Genomic DNA, 24,840 nt, shown 5'->3' on the forward strand with positions numbered 1-24,840 from the left:
AACCCCAATTTATTTGATAAATTGAGGTTCTAAGTTTATTGATAACTACCGAGCTAATGTTATGCTAATAATGCTTTCGTAGCAGATTCGCCTGCTAATCTCACTTGCCTTGTCAACTGCAAGTTTAACCATCCTAGAAAAGTTAACTCAGCGAGGAATGCCATAAAAATTGTTGTCGTACTAGAGCCTTGTATACCAACCCAAGGAAAAGTTGAAAACAGCCATACAGTAGACACCTGTGATGTGATGCCGATAAATTCTAAAATTATCGGTGGTAGGAACACTGCTGCACCGATAATCCGAATTGCCCAGAAAGAACGTTTGGGAGTTTTCAGTAAAAGTATCAATTGGGCGATGGTAGCGTAAATCATGATTACGCTGATAGACAAAGCTATAGCTAAAAGTACTTTAAACCTGTCAACATCGTTACCCAGCCAAGTTTGGCCATTGTTCGTATCAAAAATAGATGTCAATGAAATCCAAATTAGCCAGGGGATAGTAATAATTGTAAGATTAATTGCGATCGCCACGAGTGCAGGGCTTTTTTCAGCCCAAATTAGATCCTGCCAAATACTCTTGTGGCTAGAAACTCCTTGATGTCGATATCTTGCCCAATCTTGTACATCTTGACGGTGAGGGGAAAGAACTGCAATTAAACTTAAAATCAACACCAAGTTGTACGATGCTAGCAAAATGTAATTTTCCCCAACTTGTCGATCTAATGTGTAACTGTTTTCACCAATTTGTAGAGTAAAACCCCAGATCATCAACTGGCAAAACGCTACTAATAAATAACTTTGTTTTTTACTAATTATTGAGGCTTGAGGGTTACGAAAGCAACGTTTAAGAATTTGCAAAATCCCGTAACTGCACAATCCCAAATTTAATAAATGAAAGCCAACAACACTAATAATATTCCTCCCTAATGGTAAATAGAAAAACTGCATTTTTTTCATATCAGAGCCACTGGAGAGATTAAATAAGTTAGGAAATAGATAATTAGTTGTATCCCAAGGATTAAAAAGTCTAAACCAAGCAGTTGCATGATTTAAACTGTTGTTATAAGACGATGCAAGTAACATCGTTATGAACAAAAAAACAAAAATTATACCACTAACTAACAAACCTAACAAAGGCTGAGAACCACTAAATGAACGACTAAATAAGCTAAGTAGTAGTGCAGCACTGTAGAAGAAAAGACAGCTACCAGCAAGAATTGCATAGTAAGCCAAAATGTAACTAAAAGCAATTTTGGCAGAAAGCCCAGCCCATAAATGTAAAGGAACTGCTACTAAAATCATCAGATAAATTAAACTCGGAACTCCTAGCAACTTGCCAGTCAATATACTTGTTTCTGATTGGGGACTAAGACGGATAAAGTTGAGTGTGCCGCGAGTTTCTTCTTTAGCGAAATCATTGATTAGGAAATAAGTTCCTACAACTAGTAGTGTAAATAGAAAAATTACACTAAATGTTAAGAATATATATTCCCAATGCTCTCGCCACCACATCTGCCAATTGATTTGATTTCGTGGACAAAAAGTTGTGGAAAAGAAATTATTTAATTCATCAATTTTAGATTGATTTGATTCTTTGAAAATCTGTGTTTGTTGCGGTTCATATATTTGGCGTAAAAGACAGTATTTACCAGTTAGGGAGTATTTATGATCGGGAGGATTACTTAAATGATATAAAATAACTACCAGTTGCAATAGGAAAGATGTCACAACTGCGATCGCTACATTAAAAAATTTAAATTGTCCTTTGAGTTCGCGAAATAATTGCGGATTCCAATCGCCGATTTTGTCTATTAGATTGAGCATAGTCTGAAAAATTTCTCCAAAAATAGGGAGTAAGATTTATTGATGAATCAAGATGCTTGTTTGTGACCTAATTTTAAGAAAATACTTTCTAAGTCTTCTTGCGTGCAGTGAAAATCAGTTAAAGGAATGCCGGCTTTGATGAGCGATCGCAATAACTCGGCACTATCTTCATCTTTGCCGGAAAAATTCACCCGCACACTGTTTTTTCCTAATATAACCTCCCATTCTTCTACTAAAGGATGATGTTTAAGTTCATTCAAAAGTGTCTCTAAGTTTCCTAGAGTTGATAACACAATTTGCTGATGAGCTAGACGTTGATAAAGTTGCTGTAGGGAAGTACTTTCTACTAAAAAGCCAAGTTCCATAATTCCTACAGAAGTACAAATTTCCGCTAGATCGCTGAGAACGTGAGAGGAAATGAGGACAGTCATTCCAGCTTCTTGCAAAGCCTTAATAATTTCGCGAAAGTGCATCCTCGCAATCGGATCGAGACCAGAAACAGGCTCATCGAGTAATAGTAAAATTGGTTCGTGGATAATGGTTCGCGCTAAACTTAAACGCTGTTTCATTCCCCTCGACAGAGTAGAAATCTGACTATTGCGTTTATTACCAAGTTGAATAAGTTCTAAAACTTCATGTAAGCGTTTAGTGCGGCGCGGTTCTCGCAAACGATATAAACGCGCAAAGTAATCTAAGTAATCCCAGACTGTCAAATCCTCATATAGTGGGTAGTCATCGGGTAAATAGCCAAGATGACGCTTAAGTTTGAGGTTACTGTTGTCACGGATCAGGCGATCGCCATTAATATAAATCTCACCCGTAGTTGCTTCCTCAGCAGTCGCCAACATTCGGATGAGAGTTGTTTTACCCGCGCCATTCGGCCCAATCAGTCCATATACTTCCCCCGCTTGGATTTCTAAATCAACATCATTGACAGCAACGTGTCGGTCAAATTGCTTAGTGAGTCCACGGGTGCAAATTGTTAATTCTTTTACCATCGCTGCTAGGGTGCGGCTTGTAATTAACCGCTAACCTAACTTTTTTTACAGCTTTTGTCAGGATGGTTTCCAAAATTGAAACTATAGCAGTTGCCAAGTAGATTAGGACATAATGACAAGCGTAAATCTCAGGAATAGCAAGGTTTTTACCTCCAGCATGGTTGTTGAGTTTCGACTACGCGGCAGTTGAGCGTAGTCGAAACACTGCCTCCTGTCTCACTTCGGCTCCGCTCAGTGACCACCTGCCTCCTGCTATAGCTTTCAGAAAATTAGCGACATCAAGAAGTATGTGAGGTTCTGGATATTCTCAGAAAATATTTTCTGATCTGTGATTTTCATTATGAATCATCTCTTAAAGCTGGTTTAAGAATGACTCATCAGCGGTAACTTTATCTGGAAAGTCGAGCCTTTACCCTCATTGCTGATCGCATGAATATGACCGCCGTGAGCCTGGACAATTTGTTGAGCGATCGCTAATCCCAACCCAAATCCGCCGCTTTCTCTGGCACGTTCTGTATCAACTCGGTAAAAGCGATCGAAAATGTAAGGTAAATCTGCCTCTGGAATTCCAATTCCAGTATCGATGACCTGAATTACTGCCCGATCTGGGTGAGGTTCTAAGCGTAACCAGACAGTTCCACCAGACGGAGTGTAATTACAGGCGTTGTTGAGCAAGTTTTCCACAGCTAGCCGCAGCAAATCAGGGTCAGCCCACAACTCAATGGATTGTTCTGGTAAATGGCTGACCAACTCGATCGATGCTTTTGCAGCAACAGTATGGTAATAAATAGCTAAATTCTCTAGCAAGCTATTAAGATTAACCTTTTTGAGAGATTCGGGAGTTAATTTTCCCTGATGCCGAGCCAACAGCAGTAGGTTATTAACCAAGGTACTCATCGACTTGGCGCTATCGATGATGTTCTCCATTGAGGGATGGATTTGGGGATGGTCTGCTGCCATTAGTAATCCAACTTGGGCATTGGTTAAAATTGCAGACAAAGGCGATCGCAATTCATGAGAAGCATCTGATGTAAAGCGTTGCAGTTGATTATAAGCTTGCTGAACGGGTTGCATAGCTATGCCGCCAAGTACCCAACCTGTAAGTCCAATTAACCCCAGTGCTACAGGCACAGCAAGGGTCAACATTAACTGAAATTCTCTGAGATCGTTTTGAGTTTCTGTCAGCGGGATAGCAACTTGCAGATAACCGATGACCGAATTTCCGCCTTGAACAGGTAACGTAACTTGACGCAGCCAAACTGTCTCACCTGTAAATTGGTCAACAGATTTAATCGTGAGAAACTCAGATGCTATTCCCAACTTTTCTGGAGGTGGAGTACCAAAAAACCGCTTGAGTTTGCCATTGGGGTCATACCAGCGAACATAGACCAATTCAATATCAGCAGGGTGAGAACCACTACCCAATAGCGGTATATTGCTCAGATCGACTTGTTTTTTTCCTCGATCCAGCCGATACTGCGAACTGGCTGCCATTAACTCTGCTCTTTTATAAAGCAGTTGATCTAATGCTTTTAGCTTGTCTTTTACCTCAAGATCGTAAATGACTCCAGCAAAGAGAATGAGAATGCATCCCATTGAAAGGGTAAACCAACGAGCTAAGTTACGACGACTGCGGTTAAACACAACTTATGCTAATTCGTAATTCGTAATACTTCTCTACGAGAGGCTGCACTTCGACTACGCTCAGTGACCACGCCAACGGCTACGCTCAGTACAAGTTCGTAGTTTGTAATTACAAGACTTTTCAAGTAATTGAACTACACTACTCCCTACTCTGCGTCTGAGTTATTATCAAGTTTCAAGATGGTTCTGGAGGGTTGAGGCGATAGCCCATACCGTAAACAGTTTCAATCCAATCGGCTGCTGCTAATGTTTGCAAACGTTGGCGAAGTTTACGAACTAAAACGGTGATTGCATTGCTTTCTGGTTCACTACCCCACTCCCATACGGCTTGCTCAATTTGGTGGCGAGTCAAAACTTGCTTAGGATGACGCATGAAGTACTCTAGCAACTGAAATTCTTGGCTGGAAAGGGATACAGTCGTCTCTTGACGCTCCAAAATGAGTGTATCGAGATGAAGTTCGAGGTCTGCCAAGCAGAGGGTGTCTCCTTGCCAGAGGGGCGATCGCCTCCTCAATGCCCGCACCCGTGCCATGAACTCTACGATATCAATCGGTTTGACGAGGTAATCATCAGCTCCGGCATCTAATCCTATAACTTTATCGGGTGTGGTATCTTTTGCCGTAATCATTAATACGGGAGCAGTTTTTCCCGCCGCCCGATATTGTTGACACAAACTCACTCCACTAATTCGAGGTAACATCCAATCTAAAATCAGCAGATCGTATTCTTTTTCAGCTAAAAGCCATTGAGCAGTTTCACCATCCTTAATACCATCAACGCTGTGTCCAGCCTGAGAGAGAACCATGTGTAGCGGCATTAATTGCTTTGGATCATCCTCTACCAGTAAGATTTTCATCACTTTTATACACTTGTGCTTGTTTAGAATAATCCATTGAAGCAATCTCAACGTCTTTCATCAGTCAGATTTCAGAGAATTGTCTACCCCATTAAGATATAGATGAAGTGTGAGCTAGCAAAATCAAAAGCAGGTGTATTGGTGTGGCGTATTAGTAAACGTTGGCTGCAAGGGCTGGGATTAGAGTTTTGGTTGCCTCTACCACTAGTAGCGGTTGTGTTTTGGCTTGGCTGTAATTTCCTCGCTGCTCAAGAGTTAAGCCGGCCCTATTCCACAGAAAATAAACTTCAGTCAGATACCCAACTCGAAGCACGGATATCAGTCAATGTGTTACTCATTAACGCCGCCGTTGACCGAACTAAGAGAATTACCCAGGTTGAAGTGGAAACAGCAGATCCCATCTTGAAGCGATTGGAATTAGAACTTCAAACAATAGAATTCAACCAAATAGAAGCGACAATTGCCCAAGAATTAGGTCTACCCCGTCAGGATATTAGAAAATTAGTGCGCTATGAAATTGCACAATAACATCGATCCGATTTCAGGCTAGTACCGCAAGGCAAAAGTCAAATCGTTGTAGGATTTATCTGCGGTAACAGACACTCTAGTAGTGATAAGATGTCGGGCACGGGCTGATCGGTAGTTTTTGAGTTGTCTGGGAAGACAATTACTCTACTACTGTAGACCTCTCTACTTCATCCTTTTATTTTGGCTAAGGTATTGTAAACAAGCAAGTTAATTATGAACAGAGATGAGTTGCTATTTGAGTTTCAAAATATTAGAGATCAGATAGAGACACTGTATAAATACATTAAAGAGACACCAATGCAGCAGCAACAGGTGATTGCAGAGTTAGAAGCTCTTGACATTTCTCTCAGCAATCTAGAGCTACTCAAAGAAGAAATGCAGGCTAGTTTAGAAGCAATGGAAATCATTGAGGAACAACTGCTACAACAAAATGAAAAGATAATAACAGAACGCAAGCTTTATCATAATTTGTTTAAATTTGCACCTAATGCTTATTTGCTAATAGATAGCCAAGGAAAAATTCAAGAAATCAACTATGCTGCTGCTGCATTATTAAATATGTTGCCCAGTTTCTTAGTTGGCAAATCATTAACTAATTTCGTTTCTAGGGAAGAGCGTCCATTCTTTCGTACCAAACTCAACCAATCGTTGAATGTAAAGTCTGTGCAAGAATGGGAAGTATCTATCTGTCCGCGGAACGCTCAAGCTTTTGATGCTTTACTTTTAGTCAAGCCTATCCGAGAAGCTTTTGGGACACAGAGTTTACTACAGATATGCTTGCATGATATTACCAAGTACAAGCACATACAGCGATCGCAATTTGCAGCAAGTCAGCAACCTATTTTTAGCGAACCTGTGGAAACGCCCCATCAGCTTAATGGCTTACACGTACTGTTTATAGATGATGAAGCTGATGCCCGCGAGTTAATTGCAGCAGTGCTAAAGCAATATGGGGTGATGGTGACAGCAGTTGCATCTGTAACTGAGGCGCTTTTGGAATTAGAGCGATCGCGTCCTGATGTCATAATTAGCGATATCAGAATGCCTGATGAGGATGGCTATGCTTTGATTCGCAAAATTAAAGCACTAGAAATAGAGAAGGGATGGCAAATTCCCACTGCTGCCTTGACTGCTTATCTTGCAGAAGACCGAGCAAAAGCAATAAGAGCAGGTTTTCAATCGCACTTGCATAAACTTGCTCAACCAAGGGAGTTAATAGCAATGGTGGCACAGCTTGCTGGACGAGCGTGAACCAGGGCAGGGAGCAGAGGACAGGGGGCAGGGGGCAGGGGGCAGGGGGCAGCTTTCTGGGGCAGGTTTTTTTGATTAGACAAATTTTTGGGATTTTAAAACCAAAACCATTGTCTGAGAACTTAAAACTACGTTCAATAATTGAGAACATTCTCAACTATTTATCGAAAGCCTAAAAGCCTGCCCTTGAAAGGCAGGGGGCAGGGGGGCAAGGAAAGAAAGAATTTTGGTTTTTCTGTAAAACCTGAATCATCATATATCAATTCGGTAACATTCTAAAATTCTCTTAGCTGACGAATTGAGAACTTTAGTAGATTATCTGAGTAATTATGGACAGCTTAATCGAAAATAAGAAAGCCGCTCTCGCTTTGGATGTATTTGCAGGCGATAGCGAAAATTGTCAGAATGCAAGCAACTTCCGAAGAATGTGACACCGTTTTAGGCGATCGCGATCGCTTGCAGCAAATTATCAGAGAATTACTTGCCAATGCGATTAAATTTACATTCAAGGAAGGAATAGTAGAAGTTCGGCTTGATATTGATACTATTGATTCTCTAGCTACGATTCAAATCAAAGATACAGGTGTGGGAATTAGTGCCGAGTTTCTGCCTGACGTTTTCGATCGCTTTACGCAAGCAGAGGTTCCTAGCAGACATTCGCCAGGAGGACTGGGATTGGGGCTAGCGATCGCACGTCAACTCGTAGAGTTACACGGCGGTACAATTGAGGCAGCCAGTGAAGGGGAAGGACGAGGTGCAACGTTTACCATCAAATTGCCATTAATTTAACAGTTGAGATGGCAAAAGACATTTTTCACGATACTGTGAAGCTGGCACTGCAAAAAGACGGCTGGACAATTACCCACGATCCCTATCGCCTGCGCTATGGGATTGCCGATATCTACATTGACCTCGCCGCAGAAGAAGCGATCGCTGCCCAAAAAGCAGGACGTAAAATTGCAGTAGAAGTCAAAAGCTTTGTGTCAAGTTCAGCAATCTCCGAATTTCATACTGCCCTTGGACAATTTCTAAACTATCGCATTGCCTTAGAAGTTTCAGAAGAACCAGACCGCATTCTTTATTTGGCAGTTCCAAGCGATGTTCATCAAACCTTTTTGCGTTTTGAGCCAGCCAAAACGGTCATAGACCGCTATGAAGTTCGCTTGATTATTTACAATTCCAATCAAGAGGTGATTGAACAATGGATCGAGTAAACCAATATCGCCAAATCGTGCGTGATTTCTTAGAGAATTTTGCTGCTGACGATCCAGAAGCCCAGTTGATTTTTGATACTGAGCGCAATCGCTATCTGGTCATGCATAATGGTTGGCGCGGCGAATACCGCATCTACGGTTGTGCAATGCAGCTAGACCTGATTGAAGGTAAAGTTTGGATTCAGCACAACAGTACTGAAATTTTTATCGATCGAGAACTGATTGGACGCGGCGTTGCACCCCAAGATATTGTTTTAGGATTTCGATCGCCCAGCGTGAGAGAACGTCTTGCTGCTGCTTTATACACAGATGGCAGTCAGCAAGCCTTAAAATAATGAATTACAATCAGCCTATTTCTGTGCGATCGCACCCAATTAACTAGTAAAAGCGATGCAACGACCTCAAACAGAAACAGTCACCCTAGAGGATATTGTCATCACCCAAGAGTTGTCCCGGCGAAACCCTCGTCCAGCCAACTTACTCTCGGAAAATCAAGCATTGCATACGTTGGCGCGGCAGTTGGTAAATCAGCCGGAGACGATGCTCCAGAGTCTAGTTGACATGGCACTAGAATTGTGCAATGCCCAAAGTACAGGGGTCAGTTTACTTGAAGTATTGCCCAGTGGTGAAGAAGTCTTTCGCTGGAATGTGTTGGCAGGAGCGTTAAAACAGTACGTAGGCGGCACTATCCCTCGCAACTTTAGCCCCTGTGGAACTTGCCTCGATCGCGGTACACCTGTGCTTTATTCTTATCCCGAACGCTATTTCACGTACTTTCAGGAAGCTAAAACCCCTTTTGTTGAAGGGTTGGTGTTGCCTCTGATTGCTGACAACAAAGCACTCGGCACAATCTGGATTATATCGCACGATGAACAGCGACACTTTGACAGTGAAGACGTGCGGGTGATGACGAGTTTAGCAAACTTTACTGCGGCTACCCTGCTTTTGAATCACCGACAAACAAAGGAACTGCTAGCTGCCAACGCTGCCTTAGAAGCCGAAATTGTGCAGCGCAAACAGGCACAAGAACGAGCGCGCGCTTTGATTGAGAATCTGCCGGGTGGAGCTGCCTTTGTCGTCGATCGCGAGTTGCGCTACTTGCTGGCTGAAGGAGAAGCATTGTCTGCTGCTGGATTCAAAAGCGAAGATTTTGTCGGAAAAACGATTTTCGAGGTACTGCCGCTCGAATTAGCAGCAACTTACGAGGTGTTTTACCGTCGGGGGCTAGCTGGTGAGTCGTTTGAACACGAACATGACGCACACAATCGCTCATTCATCTCGCGCGGAACGCCGTTGCGTTCTGTTGACGGTGAAGTTTATGCAGTGCTTGCCGTTTCCTATGATATTACTGAGCGCAAGCTTGCCGAGGAGTTGTTACGCAAGAGCGAGGAGCGGCAGTTCTTCCTGCTGAAACTCAGCGATGCGCTGCGATCGCTTGCCGATCCAGTTGACATTCAGCAAACAGTAACCCGAACCGCCATGAATTACTTTGGAGCGGACAGGTGCTACTACTGCGAAATCGAGGATGGCAATGCCATCATTCGACGCGATACCGTCCGTGGAGATTTGCCGACCGTTGTCGGTGTGTATCCGCTCTCGAACTTTGCCATCTTGCAAGCTGTGGTGGATAGAGGTCGTCCTTTTATTGTTCAGGATGTGCATACGACCGATACGGTGGACGAAGATGTTAGGCAGCTTTGCATACAGTTGCAGGTGATTTCCTATGTCAATGTGCCCGTGATTAAAAACGGCAAGTCGGTAGGCATCTTTTGTCTGGTTCAAAGCACGCCCAGAGACTGGACAGATATGGAAGTAGAACTGGCAGCAGAAACCGCCGATCGCACCTGGGCAGCCGTCGAACGCGCCCGCGCCGAAATCGGGTTGCGCCAATCAGAAGAAAAATATCGGCTGCTGTTCAATTCGATCGCTGAAGGTTACGCCCTCTGCGAACTGCTGTATGACGACGATGAAAGAGCGATCGACTGGAAAATTTTGCAGGTCAACCCAGCGTTCGAGTCCCTGACTGGACTGCGCGATGTCGCAGGTAAAAACGCCACTCAACTGAATCAACCGTTGAATCAGAACTGGCTGCAAACCTTTGGCACGGTAGCTCAAACAGGCGAATCAACCCGGTTTGAACACTACATCGACAGTGTAGATTACTGGTTCGAGATTTTGGTGTCGCGCATCAACGAAGATAAACACCACATTGTCGTCGTATTCAACAACATTACCGATCGCAAACAGGCAGAAGCCGATCGAATTCGCCTGATTCAGGAACAAGCTGCCCGTCAACAAGAACGCCAACGAGCCGAAGCTCTGGCAGACCTCGATCGTGCCAAAACAGCTTTCTTCAGCAATGTGAGCCATGAATTCCGCACGCCTATAACGCTGTTGCTGGCTCCTTTGCAAGATGCTTTAAGCGATCGCATTCATCCCCTGCCTCAAGAACAAAGCCTCCGCCTAGAACTTGTTCAGCGAAACGCCGTGAGGCTGCTGAAACTAGTTAATACCCTGCTCGACTTCTCTCGCATCGAAGCCGGACGCATGGAAGCAGTTTATGAACCGACCGACTTGGCAACGTTCACCACTGAGTTAGCCTCAGTGTTTCGTTCCGCCATTGAAAGGGCTTCTTTGCGGCTAGTGGTCGATTGCCCACCTTTAGCCGAGCCTGTATACGTAGACCGCCAAATGTGGGAGAAAATTGTGCTTAACTTGCTCTCCAACGCCTTTAAGTTTACCCTAGAAGGCGAAATCGCCGTCAGACTGCATCTTGCTGATGGCGATCGTGTAACGCTAAAGGTAGAAGATACAGGCACCGGGATTGAGCCGGAAGAACTGCCCCATCTGTTTGAAAGATTTTATCAAGTGCGAAGTACAAAAGCCAGAACTCATGAAGGGTCTGGTATTGGTCTAGCTTTGGTGCAGGAATTGATCGAGATGCATGGCGGAACTATAGATGTGAGCAGTACTCCAGGAGTGGGAAGTTGCTTCACCGTCACAATTCCATTAGGGACAGCACACCTGCCAAGCGATCGCCTACGATTCGACGTAGGCGATCGTATCATAGCAACACGCATCTTGACATCAACTGCATTAGGTGCAGCCCCTTATGTTCAAGAGGCAGAGCGCTGGTTGTTGCAAGATAGCGATACAACAGAAGTAGGGGAAGCAGCTGCAAAAACCATTTCGGCGAACTCAGAAACCATTTCGGCGAACTCAGAAACCATTTCGGCGAACTCAGAAACCATTTCGGCGAACCCAGAAATCATTTCGGCGAACTCAGAAATCATTTCGGCGAACTCAGAAATCATTTCTGCGAACTCAGAAATCATTTCGGCGAACCCAGAAATCATTTCGGCGAACTCAGAAATCATTTCGGCGAACTCAGAAACCATTTCGGCGAACTCAGAAACTAAAACTTCTTCCCCACCTCCCTCAACCTATGTCCTGATTGTCGATGACAACGCCGATATGCGCGATTACCTCAAGCGGATATTAAGCGATCGCGATGTTGAAGTTGAAGCCGTTGCGGATGGGGCAGCTGCACTGGCAATTGTTACCGAACGAGTACCTTCTTTGGTTCTTTCTGATGTGATGATGCCACAGGTGGACGGCTTTGAGTTATTGAAAGCATTGCGTGCCGACGCCCGGACAAAAGAAGTACCCATCATCCTGCTGTCTGCCCGTGCAAGAGAAGAGTCTGTAATTGAAGGGCTTCAAGCTGGGGCTGACGATTACTTAATTAAACCCTTCTCGGCCACCGAACTTGTCACCCGTGTTTTAGCTCATCTCCAAATGGCACAGTTGCGATCGCTTGCACTCCACCAAGAGAAAACAATTAACCGGATGAAGGATAAGTTTTTAGCAGAAGTTTCTCACGAACTCAATACCCCCCTAGTCGCTATTCTTGGTTGGACTCGCTTACTCCGTAGCAGCCAGCCAAGTCTTGCCATGCTGACGAAATCCCTGGAAGCGATAGAACGCAATGCTACTCTCCAAACTAAACTCGTTCAAGATTTGCTCGATATCTCGCGTATCACTGCGGGTAAAATTAACCTCAATCCAGAGCCAGTTGAACTGCAAGAAGTGATTGAAATGGCGATCGCTACAGTGCATCAATCTTACCAAACCAAAGATATTCACTTAAAGTGCACGCTTGCTCCTTTACCAGTAACAGTTCAAGGCGATCCACACCGTTTACAACAAATTGTCTTAAATTTACTGACTAATGCTGTCAAATTTACTCCTACTGGGGGAAAAATTGAAATTAGTCTGCAAACTCATGAAAATCAAGCCCAGATTATATTAAGTGACACTGGCTGCGGCATAGATTCTGAGTTTCTACCACACATTTTTGACGCATTTCGTCAAGCAAAAGGCACAAAAAAAGGACTAGGGTTAGGACTGGCGATCGCACGTAACCTCGTAGAACTCCACGGTGGTACTATCTACGCCCAAAGTGCAGCAGTCGGGCAGGGTGCAACTTTTATTGTCAACTTACCGTTGAGTGGTAATAGCATTTAAGCCTTAAGGCAGTTTTTTAGTACTTCAAGTTTGTTGTATAGTAAATGATTCCTTTCTAGCTTCAGAAGAAATACTAATTATTTAAAATTTAAAAATATTAATCAAATAATACCAAGTTGTGATAGATAGTATTATTTGCTTGAAAGCTAGTCCAGCAGCGCTTAGATACTAAACAATACTAACTTTGGCAACTTGGTATTATTTATATTTAACATTAATAATACATTATTTTGACAGATTTCACTGAGTACGGCTAACGATGCCTTTTTACATTAACTTCAGTGCTTCAGTAATTATTTAGCAACACAAAAAAATAATAACATGAATAAATCAATTTGCCAGCAAGAGTTAGAGACTTTATTAGATTACCTTCAGCAAAATTATACTTATAATCTGGAAGATTATAACCAGCTGAATTTAATAGCTCAGTTACAAGACCGGATGCAGCAATTAAAAATTGAGAAATATAGTAAATACTTGCAATACTTACAAGATCAACCCGAAGAACTTAATGTTTTAATTAACACCATTTTAAAGAATTCCACCGACTTGTTTTCTAAGCGCGATTCTTGGGATTATTTAGCTAACAAAATTATTCCCCAAATTATTAAGAGCAAGCATCCAGACGAAAGAATTCGAGTTTGGGTTGCTGGCTGTGCTTTTGGACAAGAAGCTTATGCAGTGAGTATGTTGCTAGCAAAAGCTCTGGGTATGGAGCAATATTTGGAACGAGTGCAAATTTTTGCCACGGATATAGAAGAAGACGCGCTCAAACAGGGGCGACAAGGTAGTTATAGTGACTCGGAGCTAGCAGACATTCCCTGTAAATTTTTGTCTGACTACTGTAAGCAAATTGGGTCGATTCATGTTTTTTGCTCCGAACTGCGTAGGTCAATCATTTTTGGTCGCCATGACTTAGTTAAGAATGCGCCCATATCTAAAATTGACCTGCTTGTGTGCCGCAACATCCTAAAGTACTTCGACGTAAAAACTTACGCAACTATTCTACTTCGCTTTCATTTTGCCTTGAACAATAATGGTTTTCTTTTTTTAGAAAAAACAAAAAACTTGACTAACGACAAACAAATCTTCATCCCCGTTAGTATGAAGCATTCGATTTTTACTAAAGCAGAGAATCTCAGTTTGCAAAAATACTTGCAGATTCGACCTGAGTCTGCCAAAAAGAAAGTACCCGACTCTCCAGTTTCTGAAATTATCCACTTCTGGCAAGCTGCTTTCCAAAACAGCCTATTTGCCTTACTTGCAGTCGACGCTCGTGCTTGCCTAATTATGGCTAACGAGCAAGCTTATACCTTATTTGGTCTCAAAAATGACGATCTAGGTGTGCAAATGCAAGATTTAGAAATAGGACAAATTGTAAATTTTAGAGAATTGATGAAGCGGTTAAATCGCGATCGCTATTTGATAAGTGAAAAGAACATAGAGTGGACAACTAGCCACAGCACTCGTTATTTCGATATCCACATTACACCAATAATAAAACCGAGTGGTAGCCTAATTGGAGCAAATCTCACTTTTATGGCAACACCTTCGCCAAATTGCAAGGATTTAACGCCTGTAGAAATCAGATAAATACGTTCTCCAGAAATAAGCTTGGCAAAATGGGTTGATAATCAGCCCTATCTTCATACTTTTATTTTGGCGAAGGTATAGCAAAGTACTGATACCAATTCTAATACCCCCCTTAATCCCCCCTTATAAAGGGGGGAAAAAGAAATCTAGTTCCCTCCCCTTTACAAGGGGAGCCACTGCGGTCTTTTCCTCGTTCCCAGTCTCCGACTGGGAATGCATTCATTGAGTCTCTGACTCAATGCCAGATTAGAGGCAGAGCCTCAACGAGGAGCATTCCCATGCAGAGCATGGAAACGAGATAATTTCCCCCCTTAATCCCCCCTTATAAAGGGGGGAAATAAGAAATCTAGTTCCCTCCCCTTTATAAGCGATGCCCTGAGCTTGTCGAAGGGGGGAGGGTTAGGGTGGGGTAAAACCACGTTCAAACCCAAATTTCCAACTATTTCAGACGTGTGTATACTCCGTAGCTTCACCTGACTTTTTACGGTATCTGAAAAACCTCTCTTCTATTTCTCTCTCCTAAAAGGAGAGAGACTTTGAATTTTCCCCCCTTCCCGTGTTGGGAAGGGGGTTAGTTTTTCGTGGACTTTTCTACATAACGTGAAAAGTCAGGTAGCTTCACAAGGTGAGGGTTGGGGAGGGGTAATTCTAGGATTTTTGCAAGAGGTGCTAATTACTTCATTCATCTGTGTTGTCTTTTAGCTTGAGGGATAAATGTGATTCAAAAATGAAAATTAAGTAAGATAAACAATTTATTCACTTTTCATTCACATTTATCAGTAATCCTGAAATAGAAGCAGCAGTTCGGCAACCTAATATGACTCAAAATCAAACTAAAAACTCTAACTTTATACTATTTAGATATTCATAATTTTTCGTTTTTCACTTAATTATTTATATAGGATAAATTGTGATGAATTTACATTCAGTTAAATATGCAATAGGCATCATTTCTACCCGTCAAGCGGCAACACAGGTGCTTAATGAACTCAGAGCAATTGACTTTCCTATGCAAAAAATTTCTGTGTTTCCTTTAGACTCTAAACACGAAAAGTTGTATGGGGATGCTAATGCGGATAAACATATCATAACTCCGAGCGAAGGTGCCAAAGCAGGCGCAATTACAGGAGGAACAGCCGGGGGCTTTCTGGCGCTAACAGTTGGACTTGGCGTATTAGTTATTCCCGGTTTTGGGCCAGTATTAGCGGTTGAATCTGTGCTGGGTACATTGCTGGCGGGTGGAGCAAGTGCAATTTTGGGCAGTGTATATGGTGCATTTCAAGGTTGGTTTGCTCCCGAAAGGCAAGCTACGCTCTGTAAGCCAACCACCTTCCAAGAAGAACTTTTGGTGAAGGTAGAGGGAACAGCAGATGAAATTTTGCAAGCAGAATTGATTCTTAGTTACTGGGGTGTGCGAGAGTGGCATGTTTACGAACCTAGCAAAAGATTCTCGTAATCACACCAATTTCAAAAATCAAAGGTACAGATTCAAAAAGAAATTTTTACTTAAATCTGATGAGTATTAATTACGAATTAGTTTGGAGACACAGATGACAGCAAATACGATCGCTACAAATACTTTGACTCAGACAACAGAAGATTTACTCAATTATGAATGGCATACTCTGGGCGAACAAAAGGTTGTGCAAACGTTAGCCAGCCATCCAGAAGCGGGTTTGAGCCATGAAGAAGCTACCACCCGACACCAGCAGATGGGTGCAAATCAATTGAGTAGTAAAAAAGGAAAAAGTCCTTGGCTGCGATTTCTAGAGCAATTTAATCAACCACTACTATATATTTTGCTGACGGCGGGAGTAGTAACGCTGCTGCTGCAAGATTGGCTAGATGCAGGAGTAATTTTTGGTGTCACCCTGATAAACGTTATCATTGGCTACATTCAAGAATCGAAAGCAGAAGGTGCGATCGCTGCTTTATCCAAAGCTGTCACTACCGAAGCAACTGTGATTCGCAATGGTCAAAAAACTCGTTTGGCTTCGACTGAACTTGTTCTAGGTGATTTGGTACTGTTGGCATCTGGGGATAAAGTACCCGCCGATCTGCGGCTATTAAGTGTGCGTGGCTTGCAAGTTGACGAGTCTGCCTTAACAGGCGAATCCGTTCCGGTGGAGAAAGTAACTCAATTGTTGGATGTCGAGACACCGTTAGCCGAACGCAGCAATATGGTGTATGCCGGAAGTTTCGTCACCTTTGGACAGGCAGAAGGGATTGTAGTCGCGATCGCAGATGCCACCCAAACCGGTCGCATCTCCCAGTTAATTGAAAGCAGCACAAATCTGAAAACACCGCTAACGCGAAATATTGACAAGTTTAGCAAAAGCTTGTTGTATGTGATTTTAGGTTTGGCTGCTCTGACATTTGCAGTCGGATTAGGACAAGGCGAATCTTGGATTGATGTTTTTAAAGCGACTGTGGCTTTGGTAGTCAGCGCGATTCCCGAAGGATTACCTGCGATCGTTACCGTCACTTTGGCGATCGGAGTTTCTCGGATGGCACGACGTAAGGCGATTATTCGCAAGCTACCTGCTGTGGAAACCTTGGGAAGTACCACCGTTATCTGCTCTGACAAAACTGGGACGTTAACTGAGAATCAGATGACGGTTCAAAAGATTTATGCAGGTGGACAACATTACACCGTTAGCGGTATTGGTTATGCGCCAGACGGTGAAATCCTAATCGATGGACAGCCTGTTGATTTCAATGCAGATGGACATATTGCTCTTTGGGAATCCTTAGAAGCAGGATTGCTCTGCAATGATTCTCACATCGAATGGGGAGATGGACAGTGGGATTTAGTAGGAACCCCAACTGAGGGAGCATTGATTACGGCTGCCAATAAAGTGGGAATGACGCAAGCCAATCTAGAGCAAGAATTACCCAGAATAGACACCATTCCCTTTGAGTCTCAATTCCAATACATGGCGACTTTGCATGAATTGGATGTAAAACGCCGGCTGAATGTGATTTATCTCAAAGGTTCTGTAGAGGCAATTCTCCAACGATGCGATCGGATGTTTGATGCTCAAGGACAACTCGCTCGTCTCAATCCTGCCACAGTGGAAGAAGAAGTTGCTGGTATGGCAAACCAAGGGTTACGAGTGCTAGCTTTTGCCAGCAAAGAAGTTGCCACTAAGCGATCCTTGGATCGCAACGATCTCGATCGAGGACTGGTGTTTCTGGGACTTCAAGGCATTATCGATCCGCCGCGCGAAGAAGCGATCGCCGCAGTCAAAGCCTGTCAATCTGCCGGGATTCAGGTAAAAATGATTACAGGGGATCATGCACTAACAGCAGCTGCGATCGCCCGTCAAATGGGAATTTGCTCGACTGAAGCACAAGTTTTCACCGGACAGCAATTAACTCAGATGGATGAAAAAGAATTCACCCAAGCGGCTGAGGAAGGTATGGTTTTTGCACGAGTTGCGCCAGAACAAAAATTGCATCTGGTAAAAGCATTGCAGTCTCAGGGTGAAATTATTGCCATGACTGGAGATGGTGTCAACGATGCTCCTGCTCTCAAACAGGCAGATATTGGTGTAGCGATGGGCATAGCTGGGGCAGAGGTTGCCAAAGAATCGGCGGATATGCTGCTAACTGACGATAACTTCGCTTCAATCGAAGCTGCTGTGGAAGAGGGACGTAGTGTTTACCGCAACTTACGAAAAGCGATCGCCTTCTTGCTGCCGATCAACGTTGGCGAATCCATGACGATTTTGATTGCTATTTTCCTAGCAACCGTGCTTCCCATCTTACCAATCCAAATTCTCTGGTTGAACATGGTCAGTTCAATAGCATTAATTGCCCCCCTCGCCTTTGAGCCAAAATCTGGACAGGTGATGCAACAACCACCGCGCAACCCCAGAGAAAGACTTTTATCGGGTGGATTGCTCCAGCGCATCATCGCGATTTCCGTCTTCAATTGGGTAGTAATTTTTGGGATGTTTCAATGGATACTTCAAACTACAGGCAATGAAGCCTTAGCTCGCACGATGGCGATTAATGGATTGGTGGCGGCAGAAATCTTTTACCTGTTAAGCATTACCCAGTTTTTACCATCTCTAGTCGTGAGATTCCAAGGTAAACGCACACCTGTAGCCTATGCACCTGCGATCGGAATTGTGGCTGTGGTGATTTTACAATGTCTGTTTAGTCAGTGGAGCATGATGAATCAAGTGTTTAACACCACACCTTTGACATTTATGCAAGCTCTCATTTGTATGGGTGTAGGTTTGCCAGTAGTGTTCATAGCTCTGATCTTGCAGCGTTTCGATCCGCTCAACTAGGGATATAGGACTTTTTTGGTAGTTTCATCCAATACCAGATGATTACCTTAGAGCCGCACCCAAATAAATTCAGGACTTACGCAAAAATACGCGAAAAAGCTTACAGCTATTTTCAGTCCTAAAATTAAAAACTCCATCAGTACATTTTGCTAGGTATGATATTTGATCTGAAAGCATTTACCTAGTAATAACCAGCTATGACTCAGAACTACCGCATTACTCTACTCCCCGGCGATGGCATTGGCCCTGAAATTATGGCAGTGGCGGTAGATGTGCTGAAAGTCGTAGGGAAGCAATTCGATCTGAAGTTTGAATTCCAAGAAGTTCTCATCGGTGGTGCAGCAATTGATGCCACCGGGGAACCCCTACCATCTGCCACTCTAGAGGCTTGCCGTAACAGTGATGCTGTGTTACTTGCAGCGATTGGTGGTTATAAGTGGGATTCTCTGCCATCCAATTTACGTCCAGAAACAGGTTTGTTAGGGTTACGTGCCGGTTTGGAATTATTTGCCAATTTGCGCCCAGCGAAAATTTTGCCCCAGCTAATCGACGCTTCAACTTTGAAACGCGAAATTGTCGAAGGCGTGGATATTATGGTGGTGCGCGAACTCACTGGTGGGATTTACTTTGGTAAACCTAAAGGTATTTTTGCTACAGAAAACGGTGAGAAACGCGGTGTAAATACGATGGTTTACACCGAATCGGAAATTGAACGCATTGGGCGAGTGGCCTTTGAAACAGCCCGAAAACGCGGTGGAAAACTTTGTTCAGTAGATAAAGCGAACGTATTAGAAGTATCTCAGTTGTGGCGCGATCGCATCACCCAACTTTCTACCGAATATCCAGATATCGAACTCTCTCATTTATATGTAGATAATGCTGCTATGCAGTTGGTACGCGCTCCCAAGCAGTTTGACACCATTGTTACAGGCAACTTGTTTGGCGATATTCTCTCTGATGCTGCTGCCATGCTCACAGGTAGTATTGGGATGTTACCTTCAGCTAGTTTGGGCGCTTCTGGCCCTGGTGTATATGAACCAGTTCATGGTTCCGCCCCAGATATTGCTGGACAGGATAAGGCAAATCCTCTAGCACAAGTTTTGAGTGTGGCGATGATGTTACGTTACGGTTTAGACCAACCAGAAGCGGCAGATCGGATCGAACAAGGTGTACTGCAAGTTTTAGAGCAAGGCGATCGCACAGGCGATATAATTTCTCCAGGAAAAAATCTGCTTGGTTGCCGCGCTATGGGAGACTCACTCATCAAAGCGATCGAAGAAAAATAATTTTATATAGCAACTTGGGCAATTTGGCAACCTTTGCTATAAGTTTCGGGTAGACTAAAGGGAAATCTAGCAATCAAATAACAGTCGATAGTGTACGCATTACGACAAGGTCAAGTAAATTTTACCGCCCCAAAGAACCAATCGCCTTTGATTGATCCCTCTGTAATTAGAGCTGCTGGGCAGATATACTATACTCACTGTGAAGTCCATCCCGAAATAGCTGGGCAACCTTCCGGTGTAGCAATTAATCGTGTGACTCATCGAGGCAAGGTTATTTTTACTAACCAACCAGTTCTTTTACCTCAAGAGTGTTTTGTGCCCTTAAGTCAAATTGAATCCCATATGTATTAGTCATTGGTCATTGGTCATTGGTCATTGGTCATTAGTCATTAGTCACTTGTACTAAGCTTGTCCTGAGCGTAGCCGTAAAGCCTGCGGCATAGCTTCTCTTCGAGACGTTTCTCTTCGAGAGGCTTCGCCAACGCGAACGCTTAAGGCGCAGCCTCTCCAAGAGTTGGGCGTAGTCGTTGGCGTGGTAACAGAGCGTTGGTCATTGAATTTCGACTACGCTCAATTACCGCGTAGCCGAAATGAGTCGAAGTGCACCCTCTCCAAGAGATGTATTGGTCATTGGTAACTAGTTATTGACAAATGACAAATGACAAAGGACAAATGACAAAGGACAAATGACAAATGACAAAGGACAAATGACTGTATGGACATTTTGTTCGCCATCCCGGCGAGTGTAATGGTCTTTGCTTTGGGTGCATCTATTGGTAGTTTTTTGAATGTTATTGTTTATCGCCTACCTGCTGGGTTGTCAATTCTTTGGCCGCCTTCTCGTTGTCCTAAATGCTTAAACCAGCTAAAAGCTTACGACAACGTACCAGTGTTCGGCTGGATTTCCTTAAAAGGGCGGTGTCGATATTGCAAAAGCAAAATTTCTGTCCGTTATCCTGTGGTAGAAGGGGTAACGGGCATAATTTTTTTACTAATTTTTTTGGTATTTCAAGTTTCGACTTTAACAATAGGCTATTGGGCTTTTTGCAGTTGGTTATTGGCGCTATCACTCATCGACTTAGATACAATGACCCTACCCAATCCACTGATTAAGTCGGGTTTAGTGGTGGGAATTTTGTTTCAAATGATAGTTGGTTTTCTACCAGAGGGTAGTTTTGTGGCATTGGTAAATCACCTTATGATCGCTATAGTTGGTGCAGTATTAGGCTTATGGCTGTTTGAAGCGATCGCCCTATTGAGTTCAATTGCCTTTGGTAAAAGAGCAATGGGTACAGGCGATCCCAAGTTAGCATCCATGATGGGAGCCTGGTTAGGCTGGAAATATTTGCTCTTGGCTAGTTTTATTGCCTGTGCGCTAGGAGCATTTATTGGCATCGGTATTTTGATTATGCAGCGATCGCGACAAAAATTAGGACAAAAGATCCCTTTTGGGCCTTTTCTGGCTTTAGGATCTGTGATTACCCTGTTTAGCGGCGAAGCCATTTTGTCTAGCTACCTGCGGTTATTTTTTCCAGCCTCTTGAATTGAAGTAGGAAAGAGGCAGGGGAGCAGGTGGTCACTGAGCGTAGCCGAAGTGGGAGCAGCACTTCTCTACGAGACGCTGCGCGTAGCTTGCTTCCCCGGAGGGGTACGACTACGCTCAATGACCAGAGGAGCAGAGGAGCAGGGAAGATGAGGGAGACAAGGGGGACAAGGGGGACAAGGGGGACAAGAGGGAATTATTGAACAAATCTCTCCCTTGTCTTCCCCCTCTTCCTTGTCTCTCTTGTCTCTTCTCCATGCCCAACACCCAATGCCCTATACCCATACCTAATGCTCTTTCATAAGAAATATTTATAATTCGTGACTGTAACCAACATTACCCCATCTGCCTTTCACATTTTGATAATATTCAGCTTGTGACTTGTATTACCCTCTTAACGACGATTAACCGTTGGCAAGTACAACTAGTGCAACAGATGCTGATTGTTCAAAACCCAGCAATACAAATAATTGATTAGGGTGGGAGGGGGAGAGCATCTTATTTGGAGGTTGGTATTCTCATGGTTTTGTCACTACGTCCATATAATTAAGTCTGCTGAAAAAAAGAGCAAGAGACTTGTATTGGTATAAGTATTTTCGTTAAGCTGGCAACCAAAGACGAAAATTAAGGTCTGAATTGCTTAAAAACGTAGTTTAACGATGTATTCATAAGTCATTAGTAAATACAAATGACTTATGACTTAGCACAACCAATACGGTTTGACATGTTTTCGACCTCATACCCACTTAAAATAAAATAAAAAATGGCTAACAACGAAGAATCACGTGGTTTAAAGTCTCTATTTGATTGGTTTGCAAATCGAAGGAAGTCAGGGCCTACCAGCCTCGAACGCCAAGAACGTGAAATTGCTGATGGTTTGTGGCATAAATGCTCTAAATGTGGCGTGTTGGCATATACAAAAGACTTGAAAGCCAATCAGATGGTTTGTGTCGAATGTGGTCATCACAATCGGGTAGACAGTGATGAGCGCATCCGTCAATTGATAGATAACAATACCTGGAAACCTCTGGATGAGCATTTGCGTCCAACTGACCCGCTAGAATTTCGCGATCGCAAACCCTACAGCGATCGCTTGCGGGAAACACAAGATAAAATTGGCTTAATAGACGCAGTTAAAACTGGTTTAGGTCAAATCAATGGTTTGCCCATTGCCCTTGGAGTTATGGACTTCCGCTTCATGGGTGGTAGTATGGGTTCGGTTGTGGGAGAAAGACTCACCCGGATGATTGAGCAAGCCACTCAACGACGCTATCCTGTAGTTATCGTCTGCACCTCCGGTGGCGCGAGAATGCAAGAAGGTATGCTCTCTTTGATGCAAATGGCAAAAATCTCCGCAGCTTTACAGCGCCATAAAGATGCCCGATTATTATATATTCCTGTTTTGACCAATCCGACAACGGGCGGCGTTACCGCTAGTTTTGCAATGTTGGGCGATATAATTTTGGCAGAACCCAAGGCAACCATTGGTTTTGCAGGTCGGCGAGTGATTGAGCAAACCCTACGGGAAAAACTACCCGAAGATTTCCAGACTGCTGAAGATTTGCTCCAGCATGGTTTTGTTGATGATATCGTCCCCCGTACCCAATTAAAGAACACCTTAGCCCAGCTGATTGCTCTACATCAGCCTGTATTAACAACACCTCACATGGTGTTGTGGGAAACAATGTCCTTGACTTCTACCGCCGCAGAATAGTCAAAAGTTATGAGTTATGAGTTATGAGTTAAAAATTTACAACTCCTAACTCCTAACTTCTAACTCCTAACTTCTAACTCCTAACTTCTGCTTGGCTCTTGAACAAACATGAGTGGAACAAGGGCTACTAGTCGAAATATGCCTGAGAGGGCAAATAAGCCTAGTAAACCTCCAGACTGAGTAAATTGCACGAGAAAGCTGCCTATAGTTGTGCCCAAAGCACCACTTGCTCCAGCAACGGCAGCTGCGATCGCAAAATAGATAGACTGATTTTTAGTTGGTGCAATGCTCAATTGGATATTGTTGCTGCACAAGTCAATCGCCGCCCAAGTACCTCCAATCAAGATGTGTAGTAGTGGCAACCACAACCAGATATCAAGGCGATTTACACCAATCCCCAGCCACAAGAGTGGTGTAACTCCAACCAAAATCCCAATACAGATGAGGATGGGACGATTACCTATCTTGTCTGCTAATTTTCCCCACAGGATAAGCATCAGCAAAGTTGCCCCCGCCTGAAGGCTATTGTAGATAGTCACATAGCTGACATCTAAATCCAGCGTGTCGAGCATATAGAGGTTAAAAAAAGGACTGCTGAGGTTAACAGCAAGCGTCCAGAAGCTGAAATACAGCAGAAATACCAAAAAGTTAGAGTTTTTCCAGATGCTGTTAGCTGACTGTTCTTGTGGCAAATGAATTGATTGAAGTATTTCAGAAGATTCATCTTTTGCAACCTCGGATTGAATCTCACTGGTTTGTGAGGACTTGCCATAATAAGTGTTTTGCGATCGCGGATTCATATCCACCTGGAAATACTGACACCCCAATCCCACAATCCCAAACACAATACTTAGCAGTAGAACTACACCATAACCTTGGAGAGTTCCCCCATACCAATGCGATACAACTAAACCGGCCATTGGTACGCAAATCAAATTAGTGAGACTAGCAGCACTATTGCGTGTCCCAAAATACCTGCCTCGTAATCGTCGGGGAACTATCATTGCCACCCAACTGAGCCACGATGCTGTTCCTAATCCTCCTAAAAGACTACTGAATAGAACAATCAAGAGTGTCAATATGACTAACTGGTGAGCATCAATTACTCCCAAGCTGGCGCTGACAATACCAATTACTAAAATCAGCCATAGCAGCCGACCAATTCCGTGTGTCCGAAGCGAATATTGAAAGCGGCTGGTGCTGCGTTCCGACAAGTAAGCACCCAACGGCTGAATAAGATTGACCAACATGGGAATAGAAGACAGCATCCCAAATACCACTGGACTAGCACCCAATTCCACCAATAAATTGCTGAGTAAAATCCCGCCAGTTCCCAGAGAATAAACCGATGCTAAGACAGAATCCGCAGTAGAAGCTTTTAAACTAGTGCGAATAGTATCCTTGGAAATTCGAGAGTTTAAAGAGATTGCTGTTGGTGGTGAGGCAGTCTGGGTAAATTCCAGGATCAGTGGCGCAGTTGTTTCAATCTGAACAGAATCCGTAAACATAGATTATGGGTGAAGTATCCTCTGATAAATCAGGTTGCACAAGAACTCAGTATG

General features: G+C 43.5%; 18 protein-coding genes. 13 read left to right on the plus strand and 5 right to left on the minus strand.

Going from position 1 to position 24,840, the window contains the following annotated elements; translation table 11 throughout:
- Positions 1-59 precede the first annotated feature (59 nt).
- From ACR5KR_RS29585 to rppA, 4 genes are all read right to left on the minus strand, one after another.
- Complete coding sequence (locus ACR5KR_RS29585) at positions 60-1,823, minus strand: ABC transporter permease subunit (RefSeq protein ID WP_448269030.1); 1,764 nt, start codon at positions 1,821-1,823, stop codon at positions 60-62.
- A 47-nt stretch (positions 1,824-1,870) separates the two neighbouring features.
- Positions 1,871-2,821 (minus strand): ABC transporter ATP-binding protein, encoded by a 951-nt coding sequence (locus tag ACR5KR_RS29590; RefSeq protein WP_448269031.1) that lies wholly within the window; start codon positions 2,819-2,821, stop codon positions 1,871-1,873.
- A gap of 363 nt (positions 2,822-3,184) precedes the next feature.
- On the minus strand, positions 3,185-4,465 hold the full coding sequence (locus ACR5KR_RS29595; RefSeq protein WP_448269033.1) for a sensor histidine kinase: 1,281 nt from the start codon (positions 4,463-4,465) through the stop codon (positions 3,185-3,187).
- A 175-nt stretch (positions 4,466-4,640) separates the two neighbouring features.
- Positions 4,641-5,321, minus strand: coding sequence for a two-component system response regulator RppA (rppA, locus tag ACR5KR_RS29600; RefSeq protein ID WP_448269035.1), 681 nt, complete (start codon positions 5,319-5,321; stop codon positions 4,641-4,643).
- Between the two features lie 102 nt (positions 5,322-5,423).
- Between rppA and ACR5KR_RS29605 the strand changes: the two genes are divergently transcribed.
- From ACR5KR_RS29605 to accD, 13 genes are all read left to right on the plus strand, one after another.
- Entirely contained in the window at positions 5,424-5,849 is a 426-nt protein-coding gene (locus ACR5KR_RS29605; RefSeq protein ID WP_448269037.1) for a hypothetical protein, read from the plus strand.
- Between the two features lie 213 nt (positions 5,850-6,062).
- Positions 6,063-7,100 carry a response regulator gene (locus ACR5KR_RS29610; RefSeq protein WP_448269038.1) on the plus strand — a complete coding sequence of 346 codons (1,038 nt, stop codon included), beginning with the start codon at positions 6,063-6,065 and terminating at the stop codon, positions 7,098-7,100.
- Between the two features lie 405 nt (positions 7,101-7,505).
- Positions 7,506-7,889 (plus strand): sensor histidine kinase, encoded by a 384-nt coding sequence (locus ACR5KR_RS29615; RefSeq protein ID WP_448269040.1) that lies wholly within the window; start codon positions 7,506-7,508, stop codon positions 7,887-7,889.
- 8 nt (positions 7,890-7,897) lie between these two features.
- On the plus strand, positions 7,898-8,314 hold the full coding sequence (locus ACR5KR_RS29620; RefSeq protein WP_445628788.1) for a XisH family protein: 417 nt from the start codon (positions 7,898-7,900) through the stop codon (positions 8,312-8,314).
- A complete protein-coding gene (locus tag ACR5KR_RS29625) occupies positions 8,302-8,649 on the plus strand; it encodes a XisI protein (protein WP_445628789.1) in 348 nt (115 codons plus the stop codon). Before ACR5KR_RS29620 ends, ACR5KR_RS29625 begins: the two co-directional genes overlap by 13 nt.
- 55 nt (positions 8,650-8,704) lie before the next feature.
- Positions 8,705-12,841, plus strand: a complete 4,137-nt coding sequence (locus ACR5KR_RS29630) for an ATP-binding protein (protein ID WP_448269043.1) — start codon at positions 8,705-8,707, stop codon at positions 12,839-12,841.
- A 321-nt stretch (positions 12,842-13,162) separates the two neighbouring features.
- Entirely contained in the window at positions 13,163-14,434 is a 1,272-nt protein-coding gene (locus tag ACR5KR_RS29635) for a CheR family methyltransferase (RefSeq protein WP_448269045.1), read from the plus strand.
- Between the two features lie 913 nt (positions 14,435-15,347).
- Complete coding sequence (locus ACR5KR_RS29640; RefSeq protein WP_448269046.1) at positions 15,348-15,890, plus strand: hypothetical protein; 543 nt, start codon at positions 15,348-15,350, stop codon at positions 15,888-15,890.
- 94 nt (positions 15,891-15,984) lie between these two features.
- Positions 15,985-18,735 (plus strand): cation-translocating P-type ATPase, encoded by a 2,751-nt coding sequence (locus ACR5KR_RS29645; protein ID WP_448269047.1) that lies wholly within the window; start codon positions 15,985-15,987, stop codon positions 18,733-18,735.
- 197 nt (positions 18,736-18,932) lie between these two features.
- The gene (leuB, locus tag ACR5KR_RS29650; protein WP_445628795.1) at positions 18,933-20,021 is read left to right on the plus strand and encodes a 3-isopropylmalate dehydrogenase; all 1,089 of its coding nucleotides are present in this window, start codon (positions 18,933-18,935) and stop codon (positions 20,019-20,021) included.
- A 90-nt stretch (positions 20,022-20,111) separates the two neighbouring features.
- Entirely contained in the window at positions 20,112-20,372 is a 261-nt protein-coding gene (locus ACR5KR_RS29655) for a hypothetical protein (protein WP_094347451.1), read from the plus strand.
- A 364-nt stretch (positions 20,373-20,736) separates the two neighbouring features.
- Positions 20,737-21,564 (plus strand): prepilin peptidase, encoded by an 828-nt coding sequence (locus tag ACR5KR_RS29660; protein ID WP_445628796.1) that lies wholly within the window; start codon positions 20,737-20,739, stop codon positions 21,562-21,564.
- 763 nt (positions 21,565-22,327) lie between these two features.
- On the plus strand, positions 22,328-23,278 hold the full coding sequence (gene accD, locus ACR5KR_RS29665) for an acetyl-CoA carboxylase, carboxyltransferase subunit beta (RefSeq protein WP_445628797.1): 951 nt from the start codon (positions 22,328-22,330) through the stop codon (positions 23,276-23,278).
- An 80-nt stretch (positions 23,279-23,358) separates the two neighbouring features.
- On the opposite strand, the gene ACR5KR_RS29670 is transcribed toward accD, so the two are convergent.
- Positions 23,359-24,786: an MFS transporter gene (locus ACR5KR_RS29670; RefSeq protein ID WP_448269048.1), complete on the minus strand. Its 1,428-nt coding sequence runs from the start codon at positions 24,784-24,786 to the stop codon at positions 23,359-23,361.
- Between the last annotated feature and the right edge of the window lie 54 nt (positions 24,787-24,840).

The sequence above is a fragment of the Nostoc sp. DSM 114159 genome, from assembly GCF_053470285.1.